A 24,458-nucleotide genomic window follows, 5' to 3' on the forward strand; every position below is an offset into this window, starting at 1 on the left:
CGCTTTGTGTATGATACGACGAAGCAGCACACAAACGCCCGAGATGCTCACCACATGGCAACATCTTTCGATGATGTCGGCGTGTCTCAGATGTGGAAGGTTCGGAACAGACATAATACAGATGACTCCGACATGGAAACGCAACCTCACGATGCGAAAGCGATTCGTTTGATGGATAGGTATGTCCACAGGCCCCCGCGATAGAACGGTATGTGTGGGTCTCGTGCTGACACTGATAGAAGTTGGTTGAAATGCAACCCGAAGTCGAACAACTCGCTTGGAGGGAATGATCTCCACTCGTGGAGATGGTATGAACATTACACGCATGCAGTGTCTCACTATTACCAGAGTTGCCGTTACCGGAGTTACCATTGCCTGAATCGCCTGAATTGCCAGAGTTGGTACTCGAAGTTGTTGTGTCATCTGGCATTTCGCACGGTGGAGAATAGACTGTACCCTTAGGTGGAGGCCACGAACTTCGCGATGTCCAATCCGCATGCGTATGCGTAGGATAGTATTCCCAAGACGCGGTCCACTTCGCTCCAGCATCTACGGCACGCAGCTCCATAAGCACACCATCATCACTTTTTGCCTTGTTTCCTACGACCTGCTCCACCGTGCTATCGCTATCGACATCAATCGTACGGACATCTAACGCATCGCCATAGCAGTGTCGGCTATGAAAGGAGGCAACATTCGGCGCAGCGACATGAAATCGCTGATGATACGGATTCCGATACGCACTGTTAACTTTAAATTGCCTATCCGCAAATACGGGTAGATTATTCGCCGTGCGGTAGTTGTTGACTTGCGTCAGCCAAGATGACTTTTTGGCTTTCAAGCCGACATCTATCATATAACTGTAGTGCCCTGTATTCCAGTCATCAACGCCATTGCTCGAAATCTCCGACTTAAATTGACCTCGCCCAGGAACCGGCAGCTCGGCGCGACCATCAGGCGGGGTCATGTCCACATATTCCTGACGCAGCATGTCAACCGTATCTTGGGTCCATGTTTTGGTGAGCGTCACGGTTTTCAGGTTCTCGGCATCCGAACCGTAGTAGCCCTTAAATGTGATGGTAACCGCCATCGCGGTGTTGTTTCTACCATTCAGGTTATTACAACTTCTGACACTTGCTGTATCCGCAGGTCCCTCCAACATCGCTTCCACAGAAAAAGTGGTATTTGAGGAAAACTGTGAAGCAGCGGGGCCGCGGGTCGCCTCTACCTGCTTACGCACCGTAAAACCGTTATTCATCGTGATCTGAAAATCAAAACTCTCAATCGGGTAGACATACGCAGAAGGCTGGCTCGCGCAATACTTAACATTGATTTTCACACAAGCCGTCTTCTCCGAGTTGGTAATAAACGTCGTGACGACCGTGTTACCTGAACCCGAACTTTGACCGACCGTCCAATCCCCCCAACGGATACACGGTTGTGTTTGGTAAACAGGAGTAGAACTCTCCGCCACCCAACGAGACACAGGTTCAAATGGAATCAAAAGGCAAATGATCAGCAAAAGTAGAGAAAAAATGTGTTTTGCTTTCATGATAAAAACTCCTCTATTTCAGACGCGAAAGTGCCTCGCGCGCGCCTTTTCCTTCATCGTAATCCGGTTTTTCTTGCGACAAGATCGTTTCCAATCTCGGTATAATGATGTGTTCCACAATGCCATCTAACTCGGCGCGATGCCGTTCTCCGATACGACCTAACACCTCAATAGGGTAACGACGTAATGCTGGCATCGCCTCCATATCAAGCATATATGGGATGAGATATGGCACGGCAGGCACCCCCATCTCTGTCAACATATCTATCGGGTCATTCCCACCGACAAGACCTTCACAGAGATAAACTGCCATAACTTCTGCAGAACGTGGGTCATTCGTATCAAGGCTCCCGAGTAGGTTGATTGTTTCTTCTATATCGCTGTGTCCTGTGGGACCTGAAAAACCATCCGGCGGTGGCATGAGTTTCGCAATGAGTTCCGGCGTTTCAGCGTTTGCCACACCACCCCATTCCCATAGATTATTAGCGATGTAGTCAACGCGTTTCCACGCAGCAAGCACATCGGGGTTGGTGATACCTTCGGGGATTTGCACCACTGTGGGTTTATAGTCGCGCGAGGCTGCTACGGGCGGCTGTGCCGGAATAGCACCGTTAGGCACTTCGTGCGTCTCATGCGTTCCTTCGTGCCAAGTGCCATCTTCATGGATGTGTCCGCCTTGCGAGGCATCGCTTTTCTCTACTTCCGTTGTCGGTTTCTCGATCTCTACAGGGGTTGTTTTGTAAATCACAATCGGTTCTTTCGGGGGTCGGGTCTGGAGATAGTAAACACTGACACCGACAATCAGCACAAGAAACACTGTCAGCGGGACCCAGTATTTTCGTAAAAACATGGTTTACTCCTTTCGGTTGTTAGCCGCCCGTGTTTATCGTCTGTCCGCATCGGGACAAGAGATTGGTTGACACGGCGGGGGTTGTATATGGGGTTGACAGATTCCCGAACTTCGGCGACACGGTGGCTGCGTCGCGTTTTTCGCGCCCACAGCATAACCAAGCATCGCTAAGAGAAAAAATAGAACGATGGACAACCATCTCAGGAGGTATTTGTATTTTCGCATCGGTGAAAACTTCTTAGAGAACCTTTTGAGCCTAACGCAATCCTTAACTTTCCACTCAAAGGCGTGCGTTGCTACATGTTACAGATTGATTTATAGCCCCTCCTACACTATATTATTATAGAAACGAAATCGGAAAAGTTAAGGGTAAAAGTCATATTTTTTTCCGAATTTCACGAAAAATATGTGCTGTGATCTTCCAATGAGCGGTTCTGGTGAATTAACGAACGATTGCCATCTTTATACCGCCCTCATGTTTAATACGGGATGGAATTTCTCAAGGGTCAACTTTTTAATTTCTCGCCTTGTACTGCCACCGAAAATTCGGGCCACTCTCTAAAACAAGATTGTGATATAATACCGATCTGCTTGAAAGGAGTATCCGATGGAGGACCAAACGAAGAAGATTCACCCCCGAGTTTAAAGCCGAAGTTGTTCTTGAGGCACTTAGGGGTGAAAGTTCACAGGCGGAGCTGTATCCGATATAAAGAGAAAGAAGTTCACCTCGCTAACTTTAACCAAGAACCGTGCCAATTGGTGAAACCGTGATATCCATCCGTGTTATAACTGTGTCGGTCAAGGTGGTACACGGGATACAGGCGGTACGCGGGGTGATCGGATTGCTTAAAGTCGTTTTTCGTCGAGTGTCGCAAAATGCAACAAGTTTGGAAGTAGTGTGGGTTGCGGAGCCTTTGATAAACAGGTTCTGGCGTATTGTGTCGCAAAATACAACAGTATTTTTAGGGTAGCAGATTATATTGCTTCAATTTCCGAATCTCTTTAGAAAACCGTAACCCCCACAAACCAAACCCCGTAGGGGGTTTTTGCTTGGGTGTTTCTTCAGCATCTATGAAGTGCTGTGACAAAAATATCATGAAGTATCCCTAAATTGACACCTATGGTGCACAGATTAACCCGTAGTGAATCGCTTGAAAAGGGGGCTGGAGTGTCCTTTTTCAGTTGACATAAATTGTTCAGACGTGGTATCATATAAAACAGCATGAAGCCTGTAGACTTCAGTTCACGGTTATACAAAAATACGATGCACTACTTAAAACGAAGGGCGTTACTCGCAAGCCCGTCTCAAGAAGTAAGGAGGTTGGCGTTTATTCCATACCTGAAGGGTAGGTCTTGACGCTGTGAAGTTTGATGAAACAGAGAAAGCGAATACTATCTATTTTCGGAGTCTTGCTGCTGCTTGCTATCGCCCCTTTCGCGCTCGCACAAAAAGCGTGGGTGACAGTGAGCGAATCCAAGTGGCAGGCTTCCTTTTCCGATGTCTTTTTTGTTGATGCACAACATGGATGGATTGTCGGTAGCAGTGCGACAATTCTGCATACCAATGATGGCGGCGCAACATGGAACCAGCAACCGCTACCCCTTGATGCTGAGTTAAAGAAGGTCCGTTTCATAAACCCACAAATTGGTTGGGCAGTCGGCGAAAACGGAACCGTGCTAAAGACGACAGATGGTGGACAAACGTGGATGAAAAAGAACTCTGGCACTGGGACCGCGCTCTTAGCTGTCTCCTTCGTCGATGAGAAACACGGTTGGGCAAGTGGAGATGGCGGACTCATCATTGGCACTATGAACGGTGGCACAACATGGCAAAAACAGACCATTGATACCAACAATACCATTGAAGGTATCGATTTTGTGAGTCCTGAAGTCGGTTGGGCAGCTGGCGGTGGCGGAACCCTCCTTCACACCACTGATGGTGGACAGAATTGGCAGTTTCAGACGAGTGCAACCGTCAACACACTTGATGCCCTTTTCATGCTAAACAATAAAGCAGGATGGGCTGTCGGGGCAGGGGGCGCTGTTGTCGGAACAGTTAACGGTAACAAGTGGGTTGTCCAAACAAGTAATGTCCCGAACTCCAACGGAATGCCTGAACCGATTTGGGATGTACACTTCGCTGATGAGAATATCGGGATTGCCGCCGCTGAATTCGGTGTGATTCTGCGCACAAAAGATGGCGGCACAACCTGGGCACCCCTCGAAACGCGACCTGTTGCCGCACGACTCCAAGGCATTCACATGCTCAGCGCAACCGAAGCATGGATCGTCGGAGATAAGGCAACAATCCTGCACACCACAGATGGCGGTGAAACGTGGGATGTTATCTCGAACGCAAGTGAGCTTCGCGCTGTCCATTTCCACAACGATATGCTCGGGTGGGCGGTCGGTTTGGCAGGTAGCGTTCTGCACACCAACGATGGCGGCAAAACATGGCAACCCCAAGATAGTGGAAACGTCTTTGAACTCTTTGGCGTTGGGTTTGTTGATGAAAGCAGAGGTTATATCGTTGGAAGCAATGCAGCGTTGGCTGAAACAAAAGATGGTGGACAAACTTGGGGAGATCTCAGCGACCCAGGGGATGAAGGCCACGGCACCGCTGAGCGGATTAAGTTTGAGGGAGACATGAGTTGGCTCAGCGCGATGGGTTCCTACGCCATGAGCTTCGGGACTCCTACACACGGATGGGCGGTCGGTGAAATGGCCAGAGTTATGCACACAGCTGATGGCGGAGAAACTTGGAGGAATCAAGATGGTGCCGCTATGTTCGTCAATCTGTACGGGGCTCATTTCATTAATGGAAATGTCGGCTGGGTCGTCGGAGATGCCGGCACTATCTCGAAAACGGTGGATGGCGGACTCACTTGGATACCTACCTCGCAAGGACCCACCTGGAACGATGTCCATGCCATAGACGAACAAAACGCATGGGTCGCTGGTGAACAGGGTGCTATTATGGTAACCACGGACGGTGGTACGACATGGATTGATCAGACAGTCCCGACGGATGAGAACCTTAAAGCTATTCTGTTCCGTGATGCCAAGGAAGGCTGGGCGGTCGGAGACAATGGCACGATCCTCTACACCAACGATGGCGGTGTCACTTGGCTACTGCAGGAATCGCCAACAAGAAACAATCTTCGCGATCTCGTTCAAACGCCAAGCGGTCAACTCTGGGCAATTGGCGACGCTACAACCATTATCCGTTATTAAGTTTGCTTACATTAGGATGGGTGGGGCCCTGTTACCCACCCACATCCATAACGTCATTCGTAGAGATGCGCCTTCCTGAAAGTCCGTCTTTACCGAACACGGGAGGACACGACCGCTATGAATCCATTACGGTTCTGCCATTTCGTATGTGTCGGAACCTTTTTACTACTTCTCATAAATCTCACATCTGTAGCACAAGAACCACGGGTTTTGACCTTAGAGAACAGTATTAAAATCGCCAAAGAGAGCAATCTTACTGTCCAAACTGCTGAGCAGAACTTAAAAATTGCTGAAGCACAAGTTCGCTCTGCACGCGCAGGACTCTTGCCAAGGATCACAGCCAACGGTAATTATACTTATTTTAAAGATGTACAAAAGTCAGTCATCCAAGCCGACGGTGGGTTTGGGTTCCCGATGCCGGGCGGAGAAATGGACGAAATGTCACCACCGAGCGCGGATAATGAGTCCGATCTGATTGAACTGGAATTTGGAGCACATCACAACCTTCAAGCGACTGTCAGTCTAACACAGCCCGTCTTTGCATGGGGACGTTACTATTACGGTTATCAAGCCGCAAAACTCAACTATCAAGCCGTACAACGCGATGTTGAGACCGCCTATAATCAACTCCGTTTAGATGTATCTGAGGTGTTCTATGGCGTCTTAATCGCCCAGGAGTTTGTGAGAGTAGCACAGCAAAGCGTCACCCTTGTCGAAAAGCAGCTCGGGATCGCAGAGGCTGCGCTTAGGGCTGGTGCCGCAACTGACTTTGATGTCCTTCGCGCAAAGGTCCAACTCGCAAATGCCAGGTCCCAACTTGTTCGTGCCGAGAACGCCATCATTACCGCTAAAAATGCCTATAAAACAGTTCTAAACATACCACTCGCCGAGGACGTGTCGGTTGAAGGCACACTCGAAATCCCAGAAAAACATCAGATACCAGCATTAGATCTTAACGCACTGATACAGCAGGCTCTTAAAAATCGTCCTGAGGTGCTCCGAACGCAATTGAGTGAGCATGCTGCCCACAAACAGGTTGACATTGCTAAAACGCGGAGGCTGCCTGACCTCGGACTCTTCACAAATTATCAAATATCACAGAATGAAAGATTAACACAAATGAATAGGATTTGGAGCGTCGGTCTTCAAATCAATATCCCTATTTTTGATGGGTTTGCAACGCGCGCAGCCGTTCAGCAATCCGAATCTACTTTAAAGCAGGTCCAGTTGGGTGGAACCCAAGTCAAAGTCGGCGTTGAGTTTGAAGTACGAAATGCCTATCTTAACCTCCTCGGAGCACAAACGCTCATTGATGTACAACGTGAGGCGGTCGTCCAAGCACAAGAGAGTGTACGTATCGCAAATCTCCAGTTTCAAAACGGAATCATTACGACCGTCGCGTTGACCGACACCCAACTCGCATTAGCACAAGCGGAAGTCAATCGGCTTCAGTCATACCACGATTACGTCGTCGGTTTGGCGAGATTGGAAAAAGCAATAGGACAGACGCTACAATAAACGGAAAGCACTTGTAGTGCTAAAAGAAGTAAAATACAGACAAGTGGATCTAAAATAACATAAATTTCAATCTGTTCTTAGGTCAATCTGTGCCTAAAAGGAGAAATAAATTGAAGAAAGTACTGATTGTTATTCTTATATTAGTAGTAGTAACGGCGATTCTTGCCGTGCCACGGTTTCTGAAATCGGAGAAACCCGCGGCTGAGCAAGTTGAAGCCGCAGCGATGCTTAAACCGGTCGAAGTTAAAAAAGCAAAACGGGGCGAAATTCGTTCGGAACTCGAATTGTCTGGGACAATTCAGGCAGCATCACAGGTCAGTGTCTTCCCTAAAATAGCCGGTCGTCTCATTGTGTTAAATGTGGATGAAGGCGATACTATAAAAAAAGGAACACCCCTTGCCACTGTCGAGCATGAAGAGTTAGAACTCGCTGTTCAACAAGCAGAAGCGACATTGGAAGCCGCTGAAACCGCTTATTCTCAAACAAAACAGCTCGCCAAAGTACGAGTGCAATCGCAGATTGCACAGGCAAGGGCACAACTTCGAGCAGCTGAGATCGGACTACAACAAGTTATTGATCTCTCTGAAATTCGGACGGTCACGCAGATAGAGCAGGCACGAGCCGCACTGAAATCACTCGTCGCAAATCTTGAGAAAATTAAAAGTGGTGCCCGTGTTGAGGACCGACGGCAGGCACAAGCTGGCTTGAATCAGGCAGATGCGAACCTCGCTAATGCCAAAAGTAATCATACACGGATGCGCCAACTCTTCCAAAACGGAGCTATTAGCCTGCAATCCCTTGAAGGCGCGAAGACGCAATTGGATATTGCTATCGCGCAGCAAAAAATTGCTGCTGAACAGCTTCAACTTATTGATAATGGTGCACGTGCCGAGGATATCCAAGCAATGGAGGCACAAGTTCAACAGGCGGAAGCTGCCTTGCGCTTGGCAGAGAGACAAGCCGCTACTGAAACGTGGCAGAAAGATATTGAACTCGCCCATTCTCAGGTTGAAACCGCGCAAGCAGCACTTACCTCCGCTGAAGCTTTAAAGACTGCGAAGAGTTGGGAAGCAGAGATTACCTCAGCGAAAACCGTACACACGCAGGCAGACGTTGCACTCAGACTCGCCCAGAAACGCCTGAAGGATGCCACGGTTTATGCACCGATTGCTGGTATTATCTCCAAATGCTACTTGGATTTAGGCGGCATGGCACTTCCGGCAGCACCGCTTTTTGAAATCGTCAACATTGATACCGTCAAAGCCACCGTTGACGTAATTGAAGCCCAGTTGAGCCAATTAGCACTCAACCAGCAGGCACTCATAGAAATTGACGGGATAGATACCCCACTCTCCGGCAGTGTCACTTTCATTAGCCCAACGTTAGAAGCCATGCGCCGGACAGCCACCGCTGAGGTCCGTATTGATAACCCTGAGCAGACCATCAAACCGGGGATGTTCGCGAAAGTCACCGTACCTGTTAAGGTACATACGGAGGCAATTCTCATTTCACGGATATCGCTCATTGGCGATGTTGACACAAAGACACAAAACGTCTTTATTGTTGAAGACGGCGTGACCCGCCGCCAAACCGTGGAGATAGGGCTTTTGCGTGGCGGTGAGGCTGAAGTTCTCAGTGGCATTATGGAAGGAGACGCTGTTGTTACTGCCGGGCAACATTCTCTGAAAGATGGAGAGAGCGTTAGGGTTGTCAACCCATAAACATTTCTATTCCAGAATTTATACGACTTACGCACTCCTTCTTTTTTTAAAGTCCCTGATAAGACGGATTTAGCGGGAAAATGACCTTAAAGTCCCCCTGATAAGGGGGATTTAGGGGGTTAAATAACTGAAATACTCTCACTGCGAGACATTTTTTGGTGAAATATATTGCTTTTGGAACCAATTCGCGTAAGTCCTAATTTATTTAAAACTAAATGCCCTTGGCCCCACACTAAAAAAGGCTTGATAAATTAACTGAATTGGTATAACATTGTGTAGTAAATGCTAACGATACGCACGCGTCCGAAGTTTGGAGCGACATTGTAAGAAGTCAGAATTGGAGGCGGAGCCTGTTTACCAGATACGTCCGAGTTTGAGAAAGGGGTTACCGGCAACATCACTACAAAGAAGTCTTAGTTGGAAGACAAATGAAAGTTGAACAACTCTACGGTCCTAAAGTAAAATCCTTTCAGGTCCTTGAATTGGAGTACCTTTTACAAGAGGATTCGCCGGAGCTCTTCTTTTCGTTCGGCTTAAAAAAAGGCGGGCAGGTAATTGTTACGCACGCGCCAGCAAGACTTGATATTATGGGCGGTGTCGCTGATTATTGCGGTGCCAATGTTTTTGAGATGACACTTGATCGTACCGCAATTGCCGCGTGCCAAGCCAGAGAAGACAGAAACCTCTGTGCAGTCACACTCCGAGCCGGGAGTCAATTCAAGCCCAACTTTCATTTCTCGCTTGATAGTTTCTATACTGGCGGTTCCCTCAAAACCTATCCAGAGGTTCACGAATATTTCAACCAAGAACCGAGTACCGCCTGGACAAGTTACATACTCGGGGCGTTTTATGTACTCCTCAAAGAAGGAAAAATTGACCAGTTGCCACACGGTGCTACAATAGTTATCAGGAGCGATATTCCGATAGGCGGTGGTGTTGCTTCATCTGCTGCTGTTGAAGTCGCCACGTTGATGGCACTGGATCAACTCTATAATTTAGAATTGGACGCAATGGAAATAGCGCACCTCGCACAAATCGTTGAGAATCGAGTTGCGGGAGCACCTTGTGGTATCATGGATCAGGTGACTGCTGTCGCAGGCACCTCAACAAAAATTCTCTCTATTCTTTGTCAACCGGACAAAATCCTCGAATTCGTTTCAGCGCCCTTGAACGTCAGTTTTGTCGGGGTCTATACGAAAGTACAGAGGAGCACGGCGAGCACCGCTTATATTGATACACGTATCGGTGCTTTTATGGGATTGACTATTCTTAAAGCCGCTTTTGCCTCAGAAACCGCTTCTGAAGAAGGCAGTTATGCCCAAAAAATCTCGGATGCATTGGCTGAGAACTATCTCTGCAATGTTTCTGTCCAGGAATTTCACGAGCGATGTGAACCCCTGTTACCTGAACAGATGCATGGCGAAGAATTCCTTGAAAGATACGGTGAAATTGTTGATACCGCGACGCAGGTAGAACCAGAAAAAATATACCCTGTCAAAAGCCGGGTAGAACACATGATTTATGAAAACGCGCGGACGCAGCAATTTATTGCCGCTATAAAAAATGCAGGGAAAGGTCCAGAGCGCATCCAAGACTATCTCAGGGAAGCGGGGAACCTTATGTATGAATCCAACGCGAGTTATCGTGATCTCGCAGGGCTCGGTTCGCCTGAAGTTGATGGACTTGTCAATATCGCCCGGAAAATTGGGGAGCAAGGTGGTATCTACGGCGCAAAAATTACAGGTGGTGGTGGCGGGGGCACGGTTGCCCTGCTCTGTCACGGAAATGTAGAGAACTCACTAACACAAGTCCTCGCTGCCTACAAACTTGCTTGGGGGATTGACGGTGAACTCATCAGAGGGAACGCAGTAGGAGCCTATGAATTCGGGCACATTTTGTGGGAATTAAAGGAGAGCCAACCGCCAACACATTTTTAACAAATGGCAATCAGCAATCAGCAGTCAGTCTTCAGTAACTGGGTTAAAGAAAACTTACTTATGAGTATACAGGTTTACTGTGCTAAAGTCCTGATAGCCAAGTGCTACTAGCTGACCGCTAAAAAGAAAGCGAAAATAAACTGTGCAAAACATGGACGGGAAAAACCGCCACCGTGAGTCCGGTGTCACATGGCGTGCCATACTCATTGCTATCTTCTTAATCCCTTTGAATGTCTTTTGGGTCATTGAAGTTGAGTGTGTCTGGCACTCTGGACATCCAACGACCATCTCCCTCTTCTGGAATGTCGTTCTCAATATTTTTTTCCTAATCTTGATAAACCTTTTCCTGAAGCGGGCTGTGCCACGGGCTGCGTTGACACAGGGCGAGATGATTACTATTTACGCCATGCTCTCTATCGCATCAGGCTTGGCGGGGCACGATACATTAGCCTTGACAATCCCAGCACTCCCCCACGCATTCTGGTTCGCAACAATTGAGAACGATTGGGCGGACATGTTCCACAGTTATATACCACAACACCTTGTCGTCGCAGATAAGGAGATTATCCGCGGGTTTTATGAAGGCAACACCCCCTTTTACAACGCTAAAATTGGGGGCGCGTGGATAAAGCCGACATTGTGGTGGACATCGTTTATTCTCGCACTCGGCACTATCATGATCTGCCTGAATGTACTTATTCGGAAGCAGTGGACCGAACACGAGAAATTAGCATACCCGATCATCCAACTTCCGATGGCGATTACAGAGGGCGGCGGGGCTGCGAAACTTTTCCGAAATCGTATCCTATGGTACGGATTCATCGCAGCAGCGCTACTAAATGTTTGGCACGGCTTGGCACACTTCTTCCCCGTCCTCCCAGACTTCAGTGTCCGGCATAACGCCCGTAATTGGGGGACATTTTTCACCGAAAAACCCTGGAACGCCGTCGGCAACATTCCTGTACCGCTTTATCCGTTTGTGATCGGTTTAGGTTTCCTCTTACCCTTGGATCTCTCTTTTTCCCTGTGGTTCTTCTATCTCTTTGAGAAGGCACAGCGCGTTTTCGGCAGCGCAGTCGGAATTCCCGCACCCTTCCCCTATGGGAGTGAGCAGTCGATTGGCGGTTGGATGGCGATTTTTGTTATCGCACTTCTCGTAACCCGCAGGCACATTGCAAATGTGGTACGCACCGTTTTCGGCATGCCTGGCGGTATTGACGACTCACAGGAGCCGATCCGCTACCGGACAGCACTGCTGCTGATTATCGTCGCCAGTCTCTTTATCATCTGGTTTTGCCTCAAGGCTGGGATGACGCTCCCTATTATTCTACCCTTCTTCGCGTTCTTCTATGCTATCTCCATAGCCATTACACGCGTACGCGCAGAGATCGGTCCACCCGCACATGAAATGGCGGGGATGTGTAACGCACAACAGTTCTTAGTCAATATCCTCGGCACGCGACGCATCGGTCCGAATAACCTAACGGTTTTTCCATACTTCTGGTTCTTTAGTGGACGTGGCTACCGAGAACACATCATGCCGCATCAACTCGAAGCCTTCAAGATGGCGGAACGCGCAAATATGAATACGAAACGGTTAGTTCTGGCGATGGTTATTGCTGTTATACTCGGTTCTCTCGCCTCGTTCTGGGCAACGCTCAGCGAACTCTACCGTCTCGGTGGTGCAGTTACGGGGGCAGGCGGCGGCATTGGACCCTCAGTCGGGCATATCGGCCAGTTCGGATGGCTTGCCGGGCTGTTCGCTTTTCCGCGCGACCCAGATATTTCTGCAATAAGTTTCATGGCTGGCGGTATGGGCTTCACCTTCTTCCTGATGCTCATGCGAATGCGCTTTATTTGGTGGCCCCTCCATCCGGCAGGCTATCCGATCTCTATGACGTTCGGTGTCGGCTACTTTTGGAGTTGTCTCATTATCAGCAGCTTCCTCAAGTGGCTGGCACTCCGATTTGGCGGACCGAGCACTTATCGAACAATGGTTTTCTTCTTCTTCGGGGTCATTCTTGGTGAATACTGCGTGGGCGCGTTCTGGAGCGTCTTGAGTGTCATTATCCGTGAACCTATCTACGACTTTGCCCCCGGTTAAGGATCACTTCAGTATATCTTTTTTACCGCTGAGCATGGCGTTTAAAACTTTCTAACTAACCTAAATTCGATAATGAAAGCTTAAATGTGGTCCGTAGGTTGGGTTGAACGACACGCTATGAAAATCTGGAAAAAAATAATTTTGAAGATATATGTTTGACACCTTCACAAAACAATCGAAACCCAACGCTGTATAGTTCTACTTTAAACCGTCAACTATGGTAGGTTATACAATTAACTTTACACTTCAAGCGGCGCGCTTACAAAGCACGTCTACCAGTAAGTGTCAACATATTTTGATAATTCACCATAAGTAGGTTGGCACAAACACGACGTTCAAACTATGGTAAAAATTCGATTCTTTTGCTTTACTGTTCTAATAGCAAATCTCATACCTATTACAACTTGCATCGCTGCTGATGAAGGCGCGCACGCCGCTGAATTCCTCAGCCACGGCGTAGGGGCGCGAGCTCTCGGAATGGGCAGCGCGTTTGTCGCTATCGCTGACGATGCAACCGCTACCTATTGGAACCCCGCAGGACTTACCAAAGTCAAGAAACATAGTTTCTCAGCAATGTATTCCGATACCTTTAGCACGGGAGATGGCAGTTGGCTGAGTAGAGGCTTGGTTGCCTACAATTTCCTCAATTACGTCTATCAGATCGAGGACATCGGCAGCCTCGGTCTCAGTTGGATCCGGCTCGGCGTTGACGATATACCACGTACCACCTTCATTGACAGCAATAAAAACGGCGTACTCGGTGATTTCCACGACATTAACAACAATAAGGTCAAAGATGAAGGCGAACTCTTTATTGATAAACCCGAAGTCGCAGAGTATTTCAGCAATACCGATAATGCACTGCTTATTTCTTATGCCCGTCAGGTCCATTCTATGGTATCAGTCGGTGGCAATCTCAAACTCCTCAACCAGTCCATCTTTGAGTACGGGGGAAACGGCTTCGGGATTGACATCGGTCTCATTGCGGAACCCTACAAAGGTTTGCGCCTCGGAGCAATGTTGTTGGACGCAACAGGGACACAAATCCGATGGAACACGCCAGACAAACCGACGTTCACCCGAACGCGGCGGCTCCGATTCGGCACTGCCTACCATTTCACCGTTCCACGCCTTGGTAGAGGATCTATCAGTGTCGATTTTGAAACTGATCGGGCTGATCTGGAAGATGGGAGCGATGGTGGTGGACTTATCCTACGGGCTGGTGCCGAGTACTGGCTCTTTGATACCGTTGCCCTCCGTGCTGGGCGGAACGGAGATGGACTTTCTGCAGGAGCCGGATTCCGTGTGAAGGTAAATACCATGTCCTTTTTGATTAACTACGCTTTCAACACCCACACCCTCGGCGGTTCACAACGCATCTCTGTTTCCGGAGAATTCTAACAATGTCCAGCAGGCGAGGTTAAATGAAGTCTAAGTATTTAAATCGGTAAGCCCAAGGTCCGGAAAATACACTCCACAAATTTTGTTTGACTTTTAAATGGCAAATAATGTATAATTAATCATATTAGCGTGTGAATAAAAACATATTATATTAAAATAAATATAGGTTAAAATGTCTTTTTAGCATTAGATATTGTATGTTTTTAAGTAGGACGTAGTTTCTTCCTGTTATTCGAGGACGTTCTTGTCCTAAAAAGGCAGTAGAAGACAGGGAAACTATCAAATTTATAGTGAAACCTAAAAGTAAAGAGACACTTTCATACCCCGGTAGGTTCGGTTTTGCGGTGTACTCACCCCGGGGAATGCCTATAGGGAACCTTCATACCGTTGATTCATGCGACCTGCATTCCTAACCGAACTGGTGTGGCGTGTCCTATTAATTTTAAACTTTACTATAAACGAAAAATAACATGTCAAAAATAAATTGCCCCATTCACTTTTGGTGTAAGGAGTAGAAAATGGAACACAGATTTCAAAGTGTTATAATATCTGTCGTTGCTATCAGTTTTTGGGCTATTAGTACATTTGCGTATGGAGATCCATCGCTCATCCTTTCCCTTTCCTTTGATGAAGTAGCAGATGACGGCACAGTGATGGATACTTCGCAATATGGAAATCATGGCACAATAGCTGGTTCACCTGCGTTGGTTGATGGTAAATTCGGTAAAGCATTAGAATTTAACGGCGAAGATACTTGGGTTGAGGTTCCTCACCATGACAGTCTTAACGTGAGAACGGGTGTCACTGTGATGGCGTGGATTTATACGCCGCGATATAACGGGCCGGATGGTGCAGACTGGCAGGGCATCATTGCAAAGGACAACAAGAATAGATCTTATAGTCTCTACACCGAGGTTGGTGGAGGCATACAGTTGAGTACGACTGGCCCGCAAATCAACGACAGGAGTGAAAAACAATTCTCACTCAACGAGTGGCAACATGTGGTCGCACAAGTCGGTGATGGCGTAAAACGCTATTGGATAAATGGTAAAGATGCTGGCAGCATTCCCTTTGAGGTCCTGCTCCCCGGTAAAGTGGACCAAGCGTCAGTCCTAATAGGAAACACACATGATACGGAACCGCCTGAAAATCCTGACCGGCATTTCCTTGGGCTAATTGACGAGATTCGGCTCTGGAATCGTGTCCTCAGTGAACCTGAAATCATTTCACAGATGCAATCGGGGACTACCAGTTCAATTGTAAGTATCTCACCCGCTTCAGTAAAATCTCCGGCTGTCGGCGAACAATTGGTACTGTCTTTCAATATCACAGGTGGTGAAAACGTGGCAGGCTATCAGGTAACTGTGAAGTTTGATCCCACTGCACTCAAGTATGCTTCAAGTGAAAACGCCGATTATCTACCGGCAAATGCTTTAGCTGTACCAGCGATTGTTATAGATGATACCGTGACCTTGGCCGCAACGTCTCTCACAGATGGGAGCAGTGGGGATGGCACGCTCGCCACACTGACGTTTGAAGTGGTGGAGGTCAAACCTTCCATGGTGGACTTGTTGGATACGCTGTTGACCAATGAGTTAAGTATAAGCTTGCGTCCACGTGTGCAGGGGGCGGAAATAACAAGATTAGAAGGGGATGTCAATGGTGATGGAATCGTCAACATTCAGGATTTGGTGGCGGTTACGACAAGTTTCGGGCAGTTTGGAGAGAATATCGCTGCCGATGTCACGGGTGATGGTATTGTCAATATTACGGATCTCGTATTTGTTGCAGGGCACTTGGGAGAAAGTGCTGGTGCCCCCGCCGTGTGGGACGGCGAATTAGAGCAACCACTGACAAAGGCGAACTTACAACAGTGGCTGCGTGAAGCACGGCAGATTAACTTGACAGATCCCACTTTCCAGCGCGGGATTCTGGTACTTGAACAACTCCTCGCGGTATCAACCCCAACACAGACAATGCTATTGCCGAACTATCCAAATCCGTTCAACCCGGAAACGTGGATGCCTTACCAACTTAGCGAAGCTGCTGTTGTTCGTATCACTCTCTACGATGTAATGGGTAGTGTTGTGCGTTCCCTCGACTTGGGGCATCAGGCAGCAGGCTACTATCGTAGCCGTTCCGAGGCTGCATATTGGGATGGCAGAAATAATCTCAATGAGCGTGTCGCTTCTGGCGTCTATTTCTATCATCTCCAAGCAGGTGAGTTCTCAGCAACCCGCCGCATGCTGATTCTGAAGTAATCCTGAAACCAACAAAATAGATGCAAAGACACAGCGGAGATCCGTTGCGTCTTTGCATTAAGCCTTATCCTTCACTTCAAAAGCAAACTTCCCATAGCTATTCAATTTTCAGAAAGCTTCCTCAATTCCAGATAGAGGTTGATTATAACATAACACTTTAGGGCACAAATCGAAACTCATCAAAGGAGGAATTTTAAAATGCCATTCATACGTTTATTTGTTACAATGATCGCTTTATTGCCTTTTGCCTCCTTCACTTTTGCAGAAGATGTCGCTATTCTTCAGCATCTCAGTCCTATCCAATCGGTAGAATTCTCACCAGTGGATAGTTCTCTTGTTGTCAGTGCCAGTGATGACAACACGATTAAACTCTGGGATTTAGATACTCACACCGCCACAACGTTCACCGGACATACGGATAAAGTCATTGTTGTGGCATTTTCACCAGACGGAACAACCCTCGCCAGTGGCAGTGATGATAAGACCTGTAAGTTGTGGCGTGTTTCAGATCAGGAAAACACCGCCACGCTTGAACATATTCCCATTGCCAACCAACCGCCATCGACAGTTACTTCTGTAGCCTTTTCGCCCGACGGAACAACCCTCGCAACTGCCGGATATCAGACTGTAAAATTATGGGATCTCTCGGACAACACTGTCAGCCACACGTTCCAACATGAGGACTGGGTATACGCAGTGATTTTTTCTCCGAATGGAGGTTACCTCGCCACCATATATGGAGAGGGAAAGAAAATCAAGATTTGGGATGTTGCGACGAAGCAATCTGTTACCGACCTCACTGGAGATGTCAAGTGGATCGGGGACATAGCGTTTTCACCCGACAGCAGAATCTTTGTGGATGCTGGACACGACGGGAACGTCACTCTATGGTCTGTGTCGGATTGGTCAGTTTTCGGTAGAATTAGCGTATATGCTTCGATTCATGACCTCGCTTTTTCGCCAGATGGTAAAACACTGGCGAGTGCAGCGTTAGGCATAGATCTTTGGTCGGTTGAAACTGGTGAAAAGCTTATCTCTTTAATAGATCACAATCGTTGGGTGAGGGAAGTTGCATTTTCAGCCGACGGAAACACACTCGCAAGTAGCGCAAGCTATGACGGAACGCTTTACGTTCAGGATATCGAAACCCTTTTAAATTCACGACCACCATCAGACATAGTGCGTCTCATTTACTTTCTGCCAAGCGACCGGAACCCTCAGTCGGATATAGATTTCAAAATAGAGATGTGGATCAAAGGTGTCCAGAAATTTTATGCTGACATGATGGAAGTACGCGGGTACGGTAGAAAAACCTTTAAGTATGAAACTGATGAAAACGGTAAGGCAGTGGTCCATCATATAACAGGTGGGTTCACGGACACGTATTACAATAACAACGACAAGTGGAAAGTTTGGGACGAAATTAGAGACGCAGGATTCGACCCGACAAAAAATATCTATGCCGCTTTTATGGATTTCAGCGAAATTCTTGATGGTCTTCACTGTGGTACGGGTGGGAGTTGGGATCATGGCGGCGTCGTAAATCTCATCGCCTCTGAAGAATGTTTGGACAGCGATTACGGACATTGGCTGGCAGTCCATGAATTTGGACACGCTTTTGGATTGCAACACGATTACCGCGACCATTCAGACCTCGCGATAGATTTAGGGGGAGAAGAGTATAGGCAGGCTTCCTCTGATCTGATGGTTTCCTCTGCCTGTACTGCTAAGTGGTTAGATGTGCATCGCTACTTCAACAGCGGAACGGTCTTCTACAACGCACCGACAACGATTCAAATGTGGCCCCCTCGCGCAGCTGACCCAGAGGGCATCCGTCTCCGGTTTACAGTAACGGATCCCGATGGTCTTCAGCAAGCCCGACTACTTGCTACAAATTTAAAGGAAGACTACTTTGCAGGTAGAGACTACTTTGAGAACCATGACCACTTAGATGAATACATACTTGAGTGTGAATCCTTAAATGACACCAGCACGGCTGCCGAATTTATCACAACGGAATTCACATCGGACAATGACACTGTAGTGCTTCGGGTTATAGATATGAATGGCAATTTTATAGACGAAAGATTTCCAATCGACACGACCGCTCTACCGGAACACGTCGAAGACGTGAACGGGGATCATGTCGTGAACATCCAAGATTTGGTGATAATTGGCTCTAACTTGGGACAAACGGGGAAAAACATTGCGGATGTCAATGAGGACGGTGTCGTGAACATCCAAGACCTTGTTTTAGTTGCCGGCGCATTAGGTAAAGGTGCAGCTGCACCTTCTATATCGTATAACGATCTGACTCCCTTGCTGACACGCGTAGAGGTGCAACAGTGGCTGCATGAAGCACGGCAGATGAATCTCACAGATCCGACTTTTCAGCGCGGTATCTTCGTGTTGGAGCAACTTCTTGCTGCATTGACACCACAAGAAACAACACTCTTACCCAACTACCCAAATCCGTTTAACCCAGAGACATGGATCCCGTATCGGTTAGCGGAACCCACAGCCGTCAGCATTTCTATCTATTCCATTGATGGGCATTTGGTTCGGACGCTCACATTAGGGCATCAACCTATGGGTATCTATGAATCTCGTAGCCGTGCAGCGTATTGGGATGGCAAAAACACACTCGGTGAATCTGCCGCAAGTGGTGTCTATTTCTATACGCTTACAGCAGGCGATTTTACTGCCACACGGAAGATGCTGATACGAAAATAATTTTCTCCTTCCATTTTACGAATGATCTTGTGGGTATCCGTTTCTTGATTTTTGAGTGTAGGGTGGGTCTTGTACCCGCCCTACTTTTGTTTCCCCATTGATACTATGCTGATTGTGACTTCCAAAACTTGATTTCTACAGTATTTACAACCCCCTCATGGATAAGGTTGTATCGGACGAGTTCCATATTTCAGTGCCCATTTACGGATAAATCTTCAAGAAATCGTATCAAACCGGTCATGTATATATTTTAACAATTTCAACAGAAATGTGCTGGTATGACTGACTCTATAAATCCTTGCTGCAGACAGGTTTTTCTACCCTTAAAGACTTGATTAAAAAAAAGGATTTATGATATTATGGACCCACTGCAACCGATCTCATAGATGTTGAATAGCGTTATCGCAAGTCTTTAAAAAAGAAACATCTCTGGTAAACTGTGAGATATCCAGAAAAGGAAACTTGGATGGAACTGACCGGTGATGTATAGAAAATCATTATTAAATATTTATGAGATACCCCTAAATTCCGGTTGCCTAAGTCAGCAACTAATACAGGACTTACGCAAACTGAGCAAATATCGGACATTTGGACCCCAAAAAACGGTATTTTCTATACTTTTAACCTCTAAATCCCCTCATCAGGAGGACTTTAAGAAGCAGCGCGTAAGTTCTATTAATAGAAAGGAAATACATGAAAACTACATTTTTTTCCATATTAACCATTTTCTGTTTGACAGCTCTATTTTTCGCTTACAATAGTTTTGCCCAAGATTCACCGCAATGGCATCTGCCCGAAGGTGCCACAGCGCGACTCGGCAAAGGCTGGTTATATGAAATTCAGTATTCCCCAGATAGCACACGGCTCGCCGCTGCAGGGACCCTCGGCGTTTGGATTTATGACACTGCAACTGATGAAGAAATTACCCTCTTTCCCGGACACGGATATGGCATTTCAGCACTGGCGTATTCCCCTGATGGAAACATAGTCGCCGGTGGAAGTGCGAATGGCAGCATCCACTTGTGGAATTCTGAAACCGGTGAAGTTTTGCACACCCTTGCTGAACACAGAAGGAGTGTCCGCAGTCTTGTTTTCAGCCCTGATGGATCCATCCTCGCCAGTGGCAGCAGAGATAATACGATCCGCCTATGGAATCCTGAAACCGGCGAACTCCTGCAAACGCTTGAGGGCCATACCGGAGGTGTCAATAGCCTTGTTTTCAGTGGTGATGGTAGCACGCTCATCAGCGCGAGTCGCGACGATACCATCGGTATATGGGATGTTGCTACCGGGACACTGCAGCAAACGCTTGAAGAACATCGTGATAACGTCGCCAGTGTTGTACTCAGTCCTGATGGTGCCACCCTCGCAAGCGGTGATTTGAATGCCGTTATCCATTTATGGGATACCGCTACATGGACGGTTAAGCAGACGCTCACTCGACATACATCGCATATCTACGATATGAAGTATAGTCCTGACGGCAGTCTGCTCGCGAGTGCCGGTGAAGACGATACCGTCCGATTGTGGGATGCTAACACAGGCGATCTCCTACACACAATCACTGCACACACCGCTGATGTCTATAGTATTGCTTTCACACCCGATGGAAATACCCTCGCGACGGGTGCCTGGGATGCCTCTATCCGTTTCTGGGAACCTGTCACGGGCAGACATTTGAAAACCATCACGGGACACACGGATGCTGTCCTGAGTGTTACATTTAATGCTGATGGCAGTATCCTTGCCACTCGGAGTTGGGACAAAACCATCCGCCTTTGGGACGCTGACACCGGCAAACTTCGGCATACCCTCATTGGACACCAAGATGATGTTGACGTTGTTGTCTTCGCACCTGACGGCAGAACGCTCGCAAGTGGAAGTCAAGACAATACCGTCCGTTTATGGGATGCTATTACGGGCGAACACATAAAGACACTCAGAGGACATTATTCCTATCTGATAAGTCTTGCGTTCAGTCCAGATGGGAGCATCTTGGCGAGCGGTAGTGAGGACGATAGCATCCGTTTATGGGATGTTGCCGCAGGTCAGTACATCGGTGGGTTGTGGGAGCATGAGGCAGGGGTTGAGACGCTCGCATTTAGCCCCGATGGCACCATGCTTGCCAGTGGAAGTCGTGACGATAAGATTATCTTGTGGGATCTCGAAACACGCGATGCCATACACACCATCAGCGAACACGAAGATGATGTCTGGGCAGTTGCATTCAGTCCTGATGGCACCATGCTTGCCAGTGGTGGCGGCGACACCGTCTCCTTATGGGATGTTGCTACCGCTGAACTTCTACAGACATTTCGTAGACCTATTGATCGCGAGATACCGGTAGATGCATCAGAAGAATTGACAGGCGACGTGCCTACAGACCTCCCCGCAAATGCTACAAGTATTGTTTTTAGTCCTGATGCTAAAGTTCTTGTCAGTGGAAGTTACGACAGAACCATCCGTTTGTGGAACATTGCCACGGGCGAACAGCTGAGAACACTTGACGGACATACGTATTCCATCACAGGTGTCGCAGTCAGCCCTGATGGCAGTACAATCGCAAGTGGAAGTTTTGATGGCACAGTCCTCTTATGGGCATTTCCCGACGTAATGGTTGCCACCGGAATCGTGGGCGACCTTAACGGCGATGGGATGGTTAATATCCAAGATATAGTGCTGATTGCAGCGAGTGTCGGGGAAGCTGGTGAGAATGGTGCTGACCTGAACGGAGACGGTGAGGTCAACATTCAGGATCTCGTCATGGCTGCGAATGCCCTCGGAAATGCTGCAGGCGCGCCTTCTGTCCAATCGCTGTCAGCGGTGCAAGTCGAGCAGTGGCTAAGTCTCGCGAAACGAGAAGGGGTACAAAGTATCCAAACCTCAGCATCGGATCTGGTTTCATATCAACGCGGCATTCAGGTGTTGGAACAGATACTGGAGACTTTGATACCGCAAACAACGGTGCTGCTTGCCAACTACCCCAACCCGTTCAATCCTGAGACATGGATACCGTATCAGTTAGCGGCTCCTGCAGAAGTGTCATTGACCATCTATGCAGCTAATGGAGCAGTCGTCCGAACCTTGACGTTAGGGCATCAACCGGCGGGGACATATCAGAGCCGCAGCCGCGCCGCATACTGGGACGGCAGAAACGAACTCGGTGAACCCGTCGCAAGTGGAATCTACTTCTACGCACTCACCGCAGGCGATTTCACCGCCACCCGAAAGATGCTGATCCGGAAGTAACCTTTTTACCTGACCATGAATTAGGGGTTGGCATGCTCACGAAGTATGCCAACCCCTAAACATTTTTCCAGACCAAATAAATCCGCAAAATCGTCTACAGATTTCCCTGTTCAAAAACCGTATCTGTCCCCACCTCAATCCGTACTGGAGCCACATAGGGGCGGATGGCTTCCGTATCCACTTTCACGCCGAGTCCGGGAAGTGCTCTCACCCGAACCATGCCATCAGATTCAACAGGAAATGGCTCCGTTACCAAACACTGCGACAATTCCGAACCCGCTGCCGGATATTCTAATAAATCGAAATCAGGATTTGTTGCAAAAACATGAAGTGCTGCAGCGAGGCTCAAGTGACTCTTAAACGTGTGATTGACGTACTGTATCCCGCGCCGCTCCGCAAGTTGACGCACCTCAAAAGAAGGCATAATTCCACCGATACGTCCGGCATCGATCTGCACAAACTGGATACCACCATGCGTGATTAAGTCTTCCGCCATTCGGTAGGTATTGGATCCTTCACCGGCGGCAATCGGGACGCTCGGATGTTTTTGGGTGAGCGCGCCATAAGCATCAATCGCATCAGGCGCAAGAGGTTCCTCCAACCATGTCGGCGAAAATTGCGCAAACGCCTCGGCGCGTTGATAGGCGGTTTCATGGTCAGTCCCCCAGACAACGCCAGCATCAATCATAATCTGTGCCCCTGCTCCCATCCCTTCACGTGCCGCTTGCACAAGAGCAATGTCGTTTGCCTCGCCGAATTTACCCATCGGACCCCAACCAAACTTTGCAGCACGATACCCCTGTTTGCGCAACTCTACCGCAATACGGTAAGTCGCCTCTGGTGTATCACCAAAAAGAACAGACGCGTAAGGTAGTTTGGGGTGTGCGATGTCAGAAGTGTCAGACATCTCCGCAAGCAGGCGGTAAACGGGTTTCTCTAACTGCTGTCCAATAGCATCCCACAACGCAATTTCTGCACCGCTGTAAGCGTGTTCTATCTGTTGGATGTCCAACCCGTTCCGCAGCACCTTTTCACTGAGTCGAGGGACATCATCAGGACCATCAAGTGTCTCGCCAATTAGAGAAGTACGAATGTTAATAATATTACCGTGCGACATCGGGCAACAATAGACAGCGAGGCTAACCAACGGTGAGGCATCGCATTCACCCCAACCTTCAAGCCCTGTATCCGTGCGGATTCGCACCAGGAGTGTATCCTGCGTTCCGTCCGCTGCTGTCGTGATGTTAGGCATCCGTAGATAGAACGGATCAACTGCCGTGATCTTCATTTGCTTCCGGTGTATCCTCTTCCGATTGCGCGTTGTCTCCTCTATAAACAATCGGGGCGATTGTAGCGTCTATTTGTTGAACGCGTTGAACGGAGAGGGCGCGCGCCGTTGAGATAAGAAACCATCCAAACAAACCGGCGCCCGCGCCGATGCACATCGCGATTGCCGCACCTCTTGGGGTCGCTATCCGATCCACAGTTTCTTGACTGAGCTCGCATGAAAGGTTCTTAATATGTTTGACAGCCACTGTCCGTCTCTCGCCATCTTGAGCATACTCAATCGTCGGTGCTGTATCAGCATCTATTGTAATATCAGCACTTCCTGACGGCGTGTTAATCTCGATCGCGTTTTCCCCGGGGTCGCCTATCCAACGCGCTTTTAGACCCTTTATACCGTCTTCATCACGAATGGGTTCTACCCGTGTCCGGTAGAGTATGTTTCCCAAAAGGTTGATGGCGATGTCTTTAGATTTTGCTAAAGCGTTTCCCAACTTTTCTGAATTCACGGTCTTCTCCAATCGTTGTGATATTCGTGACATGCGGAAAACATACGCGAATACCCGTTTCAGTTAAATGCCCTCATTTCCCATTTAAACGAGTTTCTCTGATGA

General features: G+C 48.1%; 13 protein-coding genes. 9 read left to right on the forward strand and 4 right to left on the reverse strand.

Going from position 1 to position 24,458, the window contains the following annotated elements:
* A partial coding sequence (locus OXH00_18765) for a hypothetical protein (GenBank protein MCY3743064.1) occupies positions 1 to 1,552 on the reverse strand: 1,552 nt, incomplete at its 3' end.
* A 13-nt stretch (positions 1,553 to 1,565) separates the two neighbouring features.
* Positions 1,566 to 2,402: a hypothetical protein gene (locus OXH00_18770; protein ID MCY3743065.1), complete on the reverse strand. Its 837-nt coding sequence runs from the start codon at positions 2,400 to 2,402 to the stop codon at positions 1,566 to 1,568.
* Positions 2,403 to 3,773: 1,371 nt separating this feature from the next.
* Between OXH00_18770 and OXH00_18775 the strand changes: the two genes are divergently transcribed.
* From OXH00_18775 to OXH00_18815, 9 genes are all read left to right on the forward strand, one after another.
* Positions 3,774 to 5,636, forward strand: a complete 1,863-nt coding sequence (locus OXH00_18775; GenBank protein ID MCY3743066.1) for a YCF48-related protein — start codon at positions 3,774 to 3,776, stop codon at positions 5,634 to 5,636.
* A 117-nt stretch (positions 5,637 to 5,753) separates the two neighbouring features.
* Positions 5,754 to 7,154, forward strand: a complete 1,401-nt coding sequence (locus OXH00_18780) for a TolC family protein (protein MCY3743067.1) — start codon at positions 5,754 to 5,756, stop codon at positions 7,152 to 7,154.
* 110 nt (positions 7,155 to 7,264) lie between these two features.
* Entirely contained in the window at positions 7,265 to 8,875 is a 1,611-nt protein-coding gene (locus OXH00_18785; protein ID MCY3743068.1) for an efflux RND transporter periplasmic adaptor subunit, read from the forward strand.
* Positions 8,876 to 9,303: 428 nt separating this feature from the next.
* Complete coding sequence (locus OXH00_18790) at positions 9,304 to 10,812, forward strand: hypothetical protein (protein ID MCY3743069.1); 1,509 nt, start codon at positions 9,304 to 9,306, stop codon at positions 10,810 to 10,812.
* A 142-nt stretch (positions 10,813 to 10,954) separates the two neighbouring features.
* Entirely contained in the window at positions 10,955 to 12,916 is a 1,962-nt protein-coding gene (locus OXH00_18795) for a hypothetical protein (protein MCY3743070.1), read from the forward strand.
* Between the two features lie 342 nt (positions 12,917 to 13,258).
* Positions 13,259 to 14,317, forward strand: a complete 1,059-nt coding sequence (locus tag OXH00_18800) for a PorV/PorQ family protein (GenBank protein ID MCY3743071.1) — start codon at positions 13,259 to 13,261, stop codon at positions 14,315 to 14,317.
* 518 nt (positions 14,318 to 14,835) lie between these two features.
* Positions 14,836 to 16,578 (forward strand): cohesin domain-containing protein, encoded by a 1,743-nt coding sequence (locus tag OXH00_18805; protein MCY3743072.1) that lies wholly within the window; start codon positions 14,836 to 14,838, stop codon positions 16,576 to 16,578.
* Between the two features lie 198 nt (positions 16,579 to 16,776).
* Complete coding sequence (locus tag OXH00_18810; protein MCY3743073.1) at positions 16,777 to 19,311, forward strand: T9SS type A sorting domain-containing protein; 2,535 nt, start codon at positions 16,777 to 16,779, stop codon at positions 19,309 to 19,311.
* A 693-nt stretch (positions 19,312 to 20,004) separates the two neighbouring features.
* Positions 20,005 to 22,560, forward strand: coding sequence for a T9SS type A sorting domain-containing protein (locus OXH00_18815; GenBank protein ID MCY3743074.1), 2,556 nt, complete (start codon positions 20,005 to 20,007; stop codon positions 22,558 to 22,560).
* A gap of 94 nt (positions 22,561 to 22,654) precedes the next feature.
* Here OXH00_18815 and OXH00_18820 read toward each other — a convergent pair whose 3' ends face one another.
* Positions 22,655 to 23,848 carry a mandelate racemase/muconate lactonizing enzyme family protein gene (locus OXH00_18820; protein MCY3743075.1) on the reverse strand — a complete coding sequence of 398 codons (1,194 nt, stop codon included), beginning with the start codon at positions 23,846 to 23,848 and terminating at the stop codon, positions 22,655 to 22,657.
* The gene (locus OXH00_18825; protein MCY3743076.1) at positions 23,829 to 24,353 is read right to left on the reverse strand and encodes a hypothetical protein; all 525 of its coding nucleotides are present in this window, start codon (positions 24,351 to 24,353) and stop codon (positions 23,829 to 23,831) included. The genes OXH00_18820 and OXH00_18825 overlap by 20 nt, the downstream gene beginning before the upstream one ends.
* Positions 24,354 to 24,458 lie beyond the last annotated feature (105 nt).

It is taken from the genome of Candidatus Poribacteria bacterium (genome assembly GCA_026706025.1).
In the GTDB taxonomy this organism is placed as follows: domain Bacteria; phylum Poribacteria; class WGA-4E; order WGA-4E; family WGA-3G; genus WGA-3G.